The organism is Aegicerativicinus sediminis (assembly GCF_015476115.1).
In the GTDB taxonomy this organism is placed as follows: domain Bacteria; phylum Bacteroidota; class Bacteroidia; order Flavobacteriales; family Flavobacteriaceae; genus Aegicerativicinus; species Aegicerativicinus sediminis.
The window spans coordinates 1,349,452-1,364,257 of record NZ_CP064295.1; the positions used below are offsets into that span (position 1 = coordinate 1,349,452).

Genomic DNA, 14,806 nt, shown 5'->3' on the forward strand with positions numbered 1-14,806 from the left:
TAGATCTTTATCTATAGAGGGTAAAATGTCCAACAAATTCTCTATTATCACTAGAATTGTTAAGCTTAATAACATACCAGTAATCTCCAGTAGGTAATGGGTTGCCATTATAGGTTCCATCCCATGAATCTACCTGGGCAAGTTCAGCTACTACCCTACCATAACGGTCGTAAATTTTGGTATAAATTCCTGGATACATTTCGGTATTACATGGTGCCCAATAATCGTTAATCCCGTCTCCATTTGGGGTAAAGTTGTTTGCTATACAGATATCAATGAATTCCATTGATATATTCGCTGTAGCTTCACAACCTAGATCATCAATCACTCTTACGGTATAGGTACCAGATTCGCTAATGCTATAAACATTATCTGTTCCCTTATCAACATCATTCAAATAGAAGGTGTAATTACCAGTACCACCTGTAACCACTGCCGTAAATTCATTGATGTCGGTTTCCGTAAGTGTAAGTGATAATGGGTCGTAAGCTTCGATGCTGAAATCATAAACCTTACTACACCCTCCATTTGTGTCTGTAACTTCAATATAATGGTCACCAGATAATAAATCAGTGAATACATTCAAGTCTTGGGCTGTATTGCCATCTAAACTATATACCACGCCTGTTTGGTCTGGGTTACCTAATATCACGGTAACTGAATTGGTAGGCATGTTTTTATCGCAAATATTTTCAATTTCCAATGTAGCCTCCAAGCTTGATGCTTCAGGCATAGGCACGATTAAATAAGTATCGCATCCACCTGAATCTTTTACAAAAATTACATGGCTAACGCCCCCTGTTAAATCAGTAAACAAGTATTGATCTTGAACAAAATTTTCGTCGTCTTGGGTGTTCAAACTTGTGAAATATGGCGCTGTACCACCTTCGATTGCAACTTCTATCATTCCGTTTCCATCACCAGCACAAATTTCAGAAACCATACTTACCAGATTGGCGGTTAAAGGTTCTGGTTCTAGAATATCTATAAGCAAATCAACAAAACATCCGTTTTCATCCTGTACGATTACTTCATAATTACCAGGGGCAAGATCAGTAAATGTGTTTACAGTATCAAATTGATCTAGATTAGGTGAAATAGCATATTTTATAATACCAGTACCTCCCGTAGCTTCAATTGTTATTGATCCGTCATCTTGACTTAAACAGGTTACATGTGTTACCTCTTGTGAAACAATTTCAAGCGGTGTTGGATCGGTAATAGTTATTGGACCTTCTACAGCAACACAATCATCGCTTACCACTCTTACATAATAAGTTCCAGCAGGATAATCCATAAATGTTCCTGAAGCCTGCGGGCCTTGCAATGGGGTAGTGCTTGTCGCGCTATCTAACAATTCATACATATAATTACCAAGCCCTCCTGAAGCTTCTGCACGAATTAATGCAGTAGAATCACCTGTACAGTTTATCGTTGCGTTAGAGGTGTCTAAATTCAACTGTAAATCTTCAACGGGATCAATAGTAACTTGGTTAGTAATTGAAGCCTTACATCCATTGACATCCATCACGTAATATTGATAGGTGCCTGCACCAATGTTTGAAATATTTACTGAACTATTAAAACTACCAGTATAATTTACACCATCTGTACTATATTGATAAGGAGGGGTTCCTCCTTTGGCAGACAATACCAGTGCAGCATCATTGGTACAAGTCATTGGTTGTGCTTGTACCAAGTCTGCAGACACCGGAGTAGGTTCGATTATGGTGACTTGTGGAGTTGTAAATTCACAAGACAAACCATCGGATATTGTTATATAATAAGTCCCAGCACCCAAATTTTCGAAAGTATTGTTTGCTTGTGGACCTAATTGAGTTCCATCCTCAAAAAATAAGGTGAATTGATAGCTGCCAGATCCACCTGTTACATTTGTGGCGCTTACGGAAGCATTATTATCTCCAAAGCACAACAATGTAGTTGGTGTTGCTTCTATTGAAGCGGAGATTGGCGCTGGTTGGGTTAAGTCTATATTGGATGTAGCCAAACATCCATTAGCATCCCTAATAGTTACAGTATAACTTCCAGAGGGAAGATTTTGGAAAATATTTTGCCCGCTAAATACCTGAACAGTTTGTGACGTAGTGGTGTTTATTAATTCAAATTCATATGGGCGTGTACCGCCTTGACCAACAGCTGTAATTGCACCTCCATCGTTATTACAAGTTACCAAAGCACTCTGAGTAAGCCCCACATTAAGTTCTACAGCTGGCGCAGTTATTGTCACAGAATTTGAATCTTCTGTACAGTACGGCGCTTCAGTTTGGGTTAGCCTTACATGGTATAATCCTGCTGGTAAATTTGTAACATTTAGTCCAGTTGAGGTATTGCCACTTCCAGATGTTATAACTGTTCCGTTGTTATCAACCAGATCATAGGTATAGGCACCACTATAATTTGTAATCTCAACTGAAATTGAACCATCTGCTTGTCCAAAACAATCTACATTCTGAGTCGTGGTTGCAATGATATCAATTTGTTCAAAATCATTTACCATATGTGTAGCTGTTACAAAACATCCTGTTGTAGTATCTGTAATTCTAATTGAATAATCACCTGGATTTGATAAACCGAATGTGGCGCTTGTACCAGTTTGTGCTGTAGAAGTTCCAAGAGGTAATAATTCAAAACTAAATTCTCCCGATCCTCCGGTGGCCGAAACCGTAATTTCTTCATCATTTGTACAACTCAGAGCATTGTCTAATACAACCGTTGGTTGAATAGGAACTAATGTAGGAATTGTAACATCCGTAGTCGTTTCACAGTTATTCGCATCCCTAACCGTAATTGTAATTGTTTGGTCAACACCTGTGTCCACAACTGTAAACTGATTACTTACAAAGAAATTAATTCCGTCTTTGCTATAGAGATAATTTGGAGTTCCGTCAGTTGCAACTACTGTAATTACTGAGGCATTTACGGTATTATCTACGTTACATTCAAAAGGTGTTGCAGTTGCAGTAGCACTCAATGTAACTGGTTCTGTAATATCTATTGTTGTTGAATTTATACAGTTTCTACCAGAGGTAACGGTAACTGTATAGGTTGCGGCAACCAAATTTTCAAATATTGGTGTGGTTTGGGTTATCGGAGCGTTAGTACCGTCATCTAAAGTATAAGAATACGGAGGATTATCGTTTGATGAATCTAATATAACTTGTATTACACCATCGCTATCTCCAGAACAACTTACCGCAAAAGTTTCTAAGCTGAATACCACAGGAGTTGCAGGTTCTAGCGAAACTGAAATTTGTGACGTACAGTTAGTATTGCTATCAGTTATTTCTACAGCATAATCACCCGCGGCCACAGATGTAAATTCTGAACCAATTAAAGTATATCCTGTTGTATTAAGACTACTATCTAACAGGCGGTATGTGTAAGATCCGCTACCTCCATTTCCAGAAACCGAAATTATTCCGTCATCATTGCTACAGCTTGGTTGTGAAGTGGCCATTGCCTGTACACTTAATGGGGGATAAATTTCAATATCTTCTGAAGCCGTACATCCATTGCCGTCCCTTATTGTTACAGTGTAGATTCCAGGAGCACTTACCGTAAAGGTTGGGCTAGATTGAAACCCTGTACCAATGCTATAGCTTAATGGAGCAATTAAAGAAGCCCCTGGAGTAGCTGTAAAAGTATATGATGTTCCGTCTGAGGTACACTGATCTTGCGCCAAACTTGGTAAAGTAAGTGATGGATTAGGATCTGCAGCAATAGTAATATCTATACTGGTTTCACAACCTGTAGCATCGCGTACATAAACATCCCAGTTTGGATTGATATATGGGTATAATTCAGCAAAATTATTTGATGTAAAGTCTGCATTCGTTGGAGTTACTCCATCTTGAACAAATGCATATTGGTAAGGAGGGGTTCCGCTGCTTGCGTTTACAACCACCTGCGATCCGATATTACAATTAGCATTTATATTTGATACCTCTTGTAAATTGATTGCCTGTGCAGGTTGAGCGATTGTGAATGGCTCAGTAGAAGAGCACATGGTTCCATTAGCCTCTTGCACAAATAAGATATAATCACCAGGAGGCAACAATCCTATAGTTGCAGAGATAGGACCACCTGCATTTCCAGTAATATTTCCACTAAATCCCGGAACAGGATTGTTAGTTAATACATTTAAAATATCATAATCAATTTGGGTTACACTGCTATCAAAATTAGAAACTGTAAAATCTATACTTCCATCTGCAGCACCGTAACAGTCTATGTTACTTGTAGCGTCTATTGTCAGCTCTATAGTAGAAGGACTATCAAGAACATCGGTTTCTAGGAATACAGAACAACCGGTGCTGTCGATAACCTCAAAGGTGTATGCCAATCCAGGAGTCAACGCATCAAAAGTAGCTACATCACCAGTCCCATTGATACTGCTAGGAGGTGTTCCAGGGCCATAAATACTGAATGTATATGGAGCGGTACCCCCACTTACAGTAACTTCCATACTTGCGCCAACTACACAATCCGTTGCAGTTACTAAACCTGTTAAGGTAAGGTAAGGTGGCGATTTAACATCTGCTCTTGCAGATTGAAACTCACAATTATTGGCATCAATGATGGTTACATAATAAAAACCAAACCCTAAGTCTGGGAAATTATGGGATGTAGAATTTATGCTAATAGCATCATCCAATAAATTACCCTCAGAATCGAATAATTGATAAGTATATGGTGCGGTGCCGATACCAGTTAGGGTTACATCAATAGAACCATTTATAGTACCAGTTGGACCACAAGAAGTTGGATTTGCAACTATATCAGCATCTAATCCTTCTGGCTCATTTACAGTAGCAGTAGAATTGAACTCACAACCTTTGCTGTCTCTTATAGTGTAATCATAAGTTCCGGCTGTCAAACCTCCATAAGTGTTTTGCGCAGTAAAGGTTCCTCCATTAAAACTAATTTGATAAGGAGGAGTTCCTTGTGTTTGGTCAACATCTATTGTTACCACCCCAGTTGCATCTCCGTTACAAGATACATCTGTAGAGCTAAAAGAGGCCACCGGGGTAGTGATCGGTTGAACGCTTATAACGTTTGTCAGGGCTTGACAACCAGCACTATCGGTAGCTCTAAACTGGTAATCACCTGCAGAGCTTGCAGAATATGGTGTGCTTGTAGCCACAAAAGCACCACCATTGATGGAAACTTCCAAAGTATATCCCGGAGTTCCTCCAGTTACAGCGACTTCTATAATTGCATCTGGCGTTGCTGAACAATCTAATTCTTTTGTTAGGGTAGCTGTAGCAAATAATTGATTTCCGATTGTAACATCATTAGAGGTAGCTGTACACCCTGAGGCATCAGTAATTGTAACACTATAAGTTCCCGGACTATTTACTGTAAACACATTTGAACTCTGGCTAGCACTTCCGTTTAAACTGTATTGGTAAGGTGCTGTGCCACCAGTTACAGTAGCTGTTAAAGATATATCGCCACCAATAAAGCAGATGCTATCTGCAATTAAGCTCACGCTAGGTATGGTATAAGCTTCAACTGTATGTGGTTTTTGAACCACACAGCCGTTTGCATCACGAACATAGATGTTGTAATCACCAGCAACTAATCCTGTAAAAATATTGGAGTTTTGATAAGCTGAAATAATTGTACTAGTTGAAGCATCTTCTAGTTGATACGTATAACTACCCCATCCACCAGTAGCTTCGACAACAATATTTGCGGCTGTACCATTACAATCTATCCCGCTTGCAGTAAAAGTAAAATCTATTGCTTCAACAGGGCCTTCGATACCAAAAGATTGAGTATCTGTACAATTTGTTCCTTCATCCGTTACATTAATTGTATAGCTTCCGGCTCCTAAATCACTAACCGTAAAGGTTGGATTTGACTCTCCTGAACCACTTGAAATAGTAGTATTTGATGAGTCCGTTATGCTATAAGTATAAGAAGATACAAAACCTGAAACTGAAATTTCTACCGCTCCATCAGTATCACCAAAACAAGTTATATTACTTTGAACCTGAGGCAATACTTGAATGTTAGGGATATCATTGATATTAAAATTTTCTTGGATTGAGCAACCCGTGGCATCTGTAACCAAAAAGGTATAAGAGCCAGGTGCCAAACCTGTAAATACATTGTTAGAACCGTTATTGGTTGTAGATCCCGCTGGGGCAATAATTTCATAAGTTAATGGGGCCAAACCTCCTGTTACAGTAACAGTTACATCAGACGCAGGAGAATCACAGCTAATTGAAGTATTTGCAAACGCAAGATCAGTAGGTTCATCTATTGGATCGATCGTTAATTCTCTTGTAAGAGTACAGCCATTGGCATCACGTATAGTAACGTTATAGGTACCGTCTGTTAGTCCGGTGAACTGTTCATTTGTAGAGTAATTGTTTCCATTAATACTATATTCATATGGAGGCGTACCGCCTGTCACTGAACCAGGAACAATTTGTATAATTCCATCCTGATTACAGCTATAGGGCTGCGCCAATTCTATATCACCGAATAATTCTGTTGCGGGTTGAATTGTGAAGGCCTCCGGATATTCACAGATAAAATTTCCTTTGATTGCTCGTATAAGGACGGTATAATCACCAGGAGCCAAATCGGTAAAGGTATTGGCGTCTCTATAGTTATCTCCACCATCGATACTAAAATCTGTTTTATATCCTTTTCCATCGGTGATATCGATAGTTACAGAACCGTCATTTGCCCCAAAACAAGTTTCATCTTCAATTACAACATTATACTCCACAACAGGTTCTAGGATAATTGTGACTTCATTCGAAATGGCATAACAGTTATACCTGTCAACTACCACAAAAACATAATCGCCTGGATCCCAAACGTCAAATATATTACGCGATTGGAAAGCGTTTGCTGGAATTTGGGTAATGTCAGTAATACCATTGTGATAAGGCTGTCCATTGTAAGTATAAATAGCAAACTGGTAAGGAGGTTTTCCACCTGATGGGTGCACCAACATATTCCCTTCCTTACATGTAATATTTTGCGATACTTGTGCCGATAACGCCAAATCTGATTGATTAATTATTTCGATTTGAGCTGTTGCAGAACAACCATCATCAGTTGTTACCGTAACATCATAAACACCAGCATTTAAACCTTCGAAGGTGTAATCATTGTCATCGGTTGGTCCGTATGTATCTACAGATGTACCTTCTTTGCTTATTTCGTAATAGTATTGGGGATCTACGTCTAATGCTTGTACCCTAATTGTTCCAAGGCCCTCACAACTTGTATCAGTGGCAGTAACGTTGATGTCAAAATCGCGTTGTCTTATGCCGATATCGGCAACCAAGAATTGACATGCTCCCTCACCAACACCCACTTGTTGGATGTTAACAGTATAAGTTCCAGGATTTGATATTGTAAATAAAGGACTAGATTGATAATCAACCACAACAGTGCCTGTTGTTTGATCTACCAATTGAAATTCATACCCAGACGGTACGTTTGTTACTAATATTTCACCGGTTGAATTACAAGCTATATCCTGAGTTTCTACTTTAGGGTCTAATAAGTTTTCATAAACATTAAAATAGAATCTACTAAAACATCCATTTTGGTAAAATACAACAACTCGGTATTGACCGGCTTGGGTTGCATCGAAATTATCATCGGTTGAAAGCGTGTTCCAAGTACACCCACTGTCTTTATTAGCACAATCATCAATGCCTATGGCCTCACAAGAGCTTTCATCTAATTTTTGCCATTCTATACTTTGGGCATTGGTGATGTCCGTTTCAATAAAACGATTATCATTAACACCGCATAAAAATATCTTTGGAAGAATATCACCGTCATTGGGGCATTCTACTACTTCGTCAGCATAATCAACAATCGGGTGGGTAGTTGAGTCAGTAAAGTTTGAAACGATGATAGTTTCGTCAAAACTTTGGCAAGGAGCCGCACCTGATTTTGTTACAACATAAGTTCCTGTTTGGGTAACCGTAATAGTTTGAGTATTTCCTACAACATTTCCATTGCTATCTCTCCACTCATAAGTGTCATATCCGTTACCGGCAGTAATATCTACGCTATCACCACATAAAGCTACGGTTTGCACAAAGTCACATTCATCTAAACCAACCAAGAAGTTTGTTGACCCAGGAGTTCCATAGCCACAAACATCGAAATCGGAAAAACTAGGATCATCCGTAATTTGATTGTCATTCAATACCCCTCTATAGGTGGAAAAAGCTTGGTTTTGGATTAAGTTTGAACAAGCATCCCTCAATTCACTACAACTTTCAACTATCTGCATTCTAATACGGATTTCTGAAATCGGGTCCCCAGCCTCAATTAAGGCGTCAGGTATTGTAAATACTATACTGTGTTCATTAGGATCATATACATAAGTTACCCCTGCAGGAACCTGTAATTGGTCCTCAATGAAGATTGTATTTATAGGGAAAACGTCTTTTATAGTATATTCGGTCGCATCGTCATTTCCAATATTTTCAAAGCCTAAAACATAATCGATTTGCTGACCAAGACTTACGTCACCCCCCGCTATATCATTTCCAGCTAAATCTTCAACATTTTTATATAAAATAATGGTAGGTTCAATGATTTCAACATCTAAAGCATTGAAATAAATGAAGTATTGATCACCATTACTACTTGCTCTTAAGGTTGCACCAGTTTCACTATTGGGTATAACAGAGTTAAATGCATTTGGCACATCAAACATATCCGTGTCATAACCTAAAGTATTAACACTGTTCGGGTTACGATTATTTTGAATGACATGGTTAACGGTAATATTGCTATCAAAAAAGTTGTTGTTGAAGTTTGGTTCAGTAGCTGTAGCAGTACCTAAAGAGGTAAAGGTTGGGTTACTATCTGCTTTAATGGACAGCTTGTCTCCTGTAATTCTATTATCCCCTTCTAAGGTTGATATAGTAAATTTGGCATTAACCGGGAAAGGCGCTGGAAGCGTTGTGAATCCGCTATAGTTTATATCAGTTGTATTACCTGAGGCAATACCTGCAAACCCATCAAATGAGGTAATATATTTTCCGGGAAGAGATGGGTTTTCATAAACCAACACCAATGTCCAACCGCCTGAAACACCACTTTTTACGAATCCTTCAGTTGCTCTAATATTACCAACATAGTAATCGCCTTCAGGATCTCCTAAAGCAGTAATTAAATTGGTTACATCAGCGTAACATGCATAAGGACTGGTTTCTCCAAAATCAGCATCACCAAATCCATCAAATATCACATCATCCGCCGTTATGTTAACATAACTTCCGCCAGGCACCTTAAATTTTACCTGGTTAAAGTCGGTTTCTCTGCCACTATTAGCATCATCGCCGATATTGTATTGATAGTTAGCAGCCCAATAAAGACCCGCATATCTAATTCTAGAACAGCTTTTGTCTGGTATTGTTAGATAAGCGCTACTAGAACTAAATGTACTCGCGTCATTATCTATATCAATATATTGCATGTAAAGGCAATCGTTATAAAGTGAAGTGTCTCCAACAGTATTGTATTCTGTATTAGGAAGTTCACTATCTGCTAAAGCTTCATCACAATAATTTTCATCGTTTAATCCGTATTCTGCTGTGTTACGGTTAACAATATTGTTTGCGATAAAGGTCATGTCTCCCTTTATATTGTTCTGGTAGCGTACCCCAAAGTTGCGCTTCACCTGAGCAGAAAGGTTTAATGCGCCGAAACAAATCAGCGCTAAACATAGTAGGAATTTTAAATTGTAGATTTTTCTCATAGCCATACCTAATTTAGATCCATATTGACCCGCATAATCCATAGATTCCTGATGCCCTGATGAGTTAGGTTGTTTTGGTAAACTTGAAGGGCAGGATTCCACGCATCTTCTTTCCCAATGAAGATGTAGCGGTATTTATTTTTTGGATGAATGAAAGAATTAGCATTCAATCCGTAGCTGTTGAGGGTTTTTAAATATTTGTCTGCATTTTTTGGAACTGTAAATACACCAGCAATCACATAATATCCTTTATCGATGTTCTCTAAATTGTCCGTTACAACCTTAGGAGAACTCGTGTTTCTTGAAGTTGTTTGATTTCCTGAACTTGTCTTTGGGGCAAAGGTCGAAGCGCTTTTTGTAGAAGGCCTAGTTCCAGTACCATTATCCACGCGCATAACCCACTTGCTTTCAGTATAGGTGCCATCCACGTTACTTCTGTAGGCCGCTATTGCTTCTCTCCAAGAGTCGAAACGCTTTAAGTACACATATTTCCAATTGTTTCTCTTGTTTGTAAAGTATTCGTGGTCAATGCCAGTTTGAGCCAGTTTTGCGGTAAACTTGTCAAAATATTCTCCAGTACTAAAAACATTCACCACGATATAATATCCATCAGCAACACCTTCAATATTTCTTAGGGTTTTGTTTTTAATTTTATTTGCTTTCAGTGCTTTCTTGTACGCTGCTTCAGAAGATGATTCTTCTTTTCTGGCTTCCGCCAGTTTTTCATTTCTTACGGCCTCAGCTTGAGCTAAACGCTCTTGGTGCAATCTTTCAGCTTCCGCCTCCTCTACTCTTCTAATAGAGTCTTCAATTGCATTCAATTCCTCCAATAAAACCGTATTGGCTTCTGAGTTTTGTTGAAGACCCGCTACCTCTTGTTTTTCTGTTGGTTGCTTGTAAATATTGGTTGATTGACCGTTGGCGCCGGAAGCTAACTTTAAGCCCTGAAACCCTTCATGAATTGTAGGAACGGTGGCGTCATTTGCTCTTGCCGTATGCTCGTTAGGAGTGAATCGCTGATCCATTGCAGCCATTCTATTTTTGCCAATAGAATCTTGTTTTAGATACAGTTGGTCAATAAGGCCGTTGTTCTTTTCTACTTGATTTCTTAGGTTTTCAATCTCTTCTTTATTGGCGCTTTCTTTAGGAGCAACCTCAGCTACAACTTCCGTTTCTTTTGGTTTGTCATCAAAGAATACCATATTTTCTGTAAGGTTAGGCTGGAAAGAATATGCAAAAGAAACTTCGTGGGTGCCGCCAAAATTCTGAATACCACCGCTTAAGCCTTTTTCATAAGTGTAACCCACGGAAATACGCCTTCCTAAATTAAAACCAACACCGACCGAAGCGCCGTAGAAGTCGTCATATCCACCTTGCAACCATCCTATTCTTGGCAAGTCTAAAACCAAACTTCCACTTAAATTAATATCTTGTTTTCCTGGTTTACGACCTCTTGCAAGTGAAAGTAAGCGTCCACCCTCCATAATTCCGCCTGCATTCTTTAGGTCCCATGTATATTGTAAATGCGCTGTAAAAGTTTTGTCTGGGAAATCGGTTACGCTCTCTTGAGTTTTGAAGTTATAATCAAACAAATTTTCAGCATATAAACCAACGTCGAAATTACCAATGGCAAGGTTGAAACCCGGCTGAATGCCAACCAAGGAGTTTCCTTCGTATTGAGAGAATAATGGATCCTGAGCGCTTGTTATCGCATCAGATTCGTTGAATTTGCTACTGTAATAAGAAAGGTTAAAACCAATTGTAAATACAGAATTGTCGGCAACTCTTACTCCATAAGCGTAATTAGCTAAAACACCAAAGTTGGTAATTACACCATATTTTTCTTGGTACAAACTCAAACCTAAACCAGTTTTGTCGCCAACCCTACCTGAGTAACTCAACAAATAGGTACTATAGTTGTTGTTATATTCAATCCATTGGTTACGGTGATAGGCATTTATATAGGATTTATTTTCTCTCACTGTAGAAAAGGTTGGATTCAACCTGAACCTGTTAAATTTTAACATGTTCTGAGCTGGGATTTCAAGAGGGATGTAGGGATCCTCCTGAGACCAAAGGTCATTTACTGAAAGCAGAAATATCAGAATGAGGGCTAAAGTAGGTTTCATGATCTTCTAGTAAATTAGGGTTATTGTCCCTTTATGTTTAACCTGGCCATCTTTTGCGATGGTATAGAAATAAACAGGGTTGGCTGAAAGGGTTCCCAACTGAGAGGCTTCAGGCCAGTTGTTTTGATAATTGGTTGTTCTATATATTGTTTTTCCGGTCTCAGTGTAAATAGATATTTCCACAGAACCATTATTTGTTAGACTTGAGGGAAGAAACCATTGATCGTTAAATCCGTCACCGTTTGGGCTTACGGTATTTGGGATGATAACGGTTTCTTTAATAACCACTGTCACCAATAGACTAGCTTCACATCCGTTGCTGTTTCCAATCACTAAATAATTTCCAGCCGCATCGATGGTAATTGTCGAAGAAGATGAAAGCATGTCCATTGTATCTGCATTGTACCAATTGTAGAATTCAGCGCCGATTGCGGTAATTGTTGTTGATGTTCCTTCGATTAATTCTATATAGTCACTATTATCTATTGTTATTTCAGGTGCACCAGCTTCAATAATTGTTAATTCATTAGAATTAGATGAACATCCATTTAATGAAGCTGTTACGTAATATGTTCCAGCTTGGTTGGTGCCAATAGAAAAACCAGACACATCGGATAACAGGTTTCCGTTTTGGTACCATTTATATGTGTAATTATTATCTTGGATACTTGCGGTAAGGGTTACAGAAGTAGAACCATCACAGGAAAGACTTCCGGTTTCCGTAATAGTTAATTCTTCGCTGCTTTCAGCGGCAAGAGTTATTTCATTAGAGCTGGTAACACAACCGTTGGCAGTTACTTTTACAAAATAAGTTCCCTCTTGGTTGGTTGTTAAGGTAAATCCTGATTCGCCAGAGACAATAGTGCCATTATAAATCCATTCATAAGAATAGGCCGTGTCTTGAATATCGGATGTTAAGGTTACAGTTGAAGATCCATCACATGAAAGTGATCCACTTGCTGAAATTGTAACATTTTCAGCACCTCCACTTACATTTAACGTTATTTCATTAGAATCTGACGCACAACCATCGGCAGTTACTTTTACATAATAAGTTCCCTCTTCATTTGCTTCAAGGGTATGACCTGTTTCGCCAGAAATTGAGTTACCATTATAAAACCATTCGTAAGTATATGAAGCGTCTTGAATACTTGAAGTTAATGTAACTGTAGTGGATCCGTCGCATGAGAGATTACCTGTTTCAGAAATTGTAACATTTCCAGCAGCTCCTAAATAAATATCTACTTGATTAGACTGGGGCTGATAACCGGTAATTGTTCCGGCTAAATAGTAAGTTCCATTTTGGAGGTAATCGTCTAAGGAAATTGTTTCATTTGTTTCTCCGGCAACTGCAATTCCGTTTAAATACCACTGATATTGAAACTTAGCCGCTAACCTATCATATAATTCACGAGTAGAGCCATTATTTAAAGTAGCGGTTATACTCGTTAAATCTATTTGGGTTGACCCACTGCTGCAAGCCACATAAGAACCGTCTACCTCAATTTTAAAAGTAAAGCTTGCTGGCGTTTCAATTATCAAACTATTAGTCTGAACAGTCACGCTAGTACTTCCGTTAGATTCTACCACTTCGGCAAAATATGTACCAGGAGAAGTAATATCTATTGATGCAGTGCTACCAGTTATTTGGGAACCATTTTGGTACCATATATAGGTTGGAGAAGTTGCGTTGGTTGTAACTGTTAAGGTTAAGGATGACTCTGGAAGAAGCAATAAATCTGGGCTTGCAGCCAAAGTAGCTTCTATGGTTTTATAAGTTACCATCACAGAATCTGAAACTTCTGAACATCCTCCAGGGTTTTCTATTGCTACCACCCATTCTCCTGAAGCATCAGCTAAAGAAGTAATTTCAAAACTTGGATAATATCCAGCTGAAGATACAGGCTGTCCATCTTTAAACCACTGATAAACTAATCCTGCATCGTCTATATTTGCACTTAAGTAATAAGGTTGGTCGTTATTGTATAGTTCAATTGGTCCAGTTTCATTTATTTGTATTCCTAAGGGTTGTCCACTGTTTACCTCCACGGCATTTGAAAGAGTTGTACTAGAACAGTAGGTGCCATAATCTAACTCCACATAATAAATGCCTTGTTGACTTGTGGTTAGAGTTGGACCGGTTTCATTGCTTATTAACGCTCCGTTTTTATACCATCGATAGGCGGGTTCGTTAGGATAGTTTGTAACCTCTATCTGGGCTTCTCCCCCATCACACAAATTAATTGAACCAACATAATTGTTTATTACTAAGGCTTGGTTAACTGTTAAATAGTATGCCGGGAAACTCACAGATTCAGGGCTTGTTAATTCTGGACTAGTACTTCTTACTCGAACCTTATAACCAGTTCCGTACATATCGGTAGGGAATGAAAACACAAATTGAAAATTGAAATTTTCATTTTTATCTGAATATGATTTTAATTCAACGGGGTTACTGAATGAACCGTTGGCATCCGATAATTCTAAGATAAATTGATTGTCAGAGCCTACTAATGGTGGATCCCACTTGAAACCAACATTATAAGTATTAAAATTTGCGGAGATGCAAGGAGCAGAAAAACCTAATGTCGGCTGCTTTAGAACCTGTGCGCTAGCAGTTAGCGATGCTAACATAAGCAGAAGGCATATTAAAGGTAGAGCAGCTTGGGGCCTGTTTCTGTCCATTTCTAAGCGGTTAAGTTTAGTTTTTTGTTAAGTTATTAACAGTTCGGTTCGGGGTACTTTACTGTTAAATTTATCCTTTCATCGATAAAATTATTCCTTTTAACGATGTAAATTTAATTTTTTATTTGATTCTAAAAAGCTTTTTGACCAAAAATTTTCATTTATTAACATTTTTTCTTTTACCCTATACAATATTTGTTGGAATTTCAAGATGCAT

3 protein-coding genes are annotated in these 14,806 nt (G+C 38.5%); all 3 read right to left on the bottom strand.

Annotated features, from left to right (window positions below; genetic code table 11):
* Nucleotides 1–7: 7 nt before the first annotated feature.
* The 3 genes from ISU00_RS05775 to ISU00_RS05785 are packed head-to-tail and all read right to left on the bottom strand — an operon-like array spanning nt 8 to nt 14,589.
* The gene (locus tag ISU00_RS05775; protein WP_228853099.1) at nt 8–9,775 is read right to left on the bottom strand and encodes a T9SS type B sorting domain-containing protein; all 9,768 of its coding nucleotides are present in this window, start codon (nt 9,773–9,775) and stop codon (nt 8–10) included.
* Nucleotides 9,776–9,783: 8 nt separating this feature from the next.
* Nucleotides 9,784–11,904 (bottom strand): PorP/SprF family type IX secretion system membrane protein, encoded by a 2,121-nt coding sequence (locus ISU00_RS05780; protein ID WP_228853100.1) that lies wholly within the window; start codon nt 11,902–11,904, stop codon nt 9,784–9,786.
* Nucleotides 11,905–11,910: 6 nt separating this feature from the next.
* Nucleotides 11,911–14,589 (bottom strand): Ig-like domain-containing protein, encoded by a 2,679-nt coding sequence (locus ISU00_RS05785; RefSeq protein WP_228853101.1) that lies wholly within the window; start codon nt 14,587–14,589, stop codon nt 11,911–11,913.
* Between the last annotated feature and the right edge of the window lie 217 nt (nt 14,590–14,806).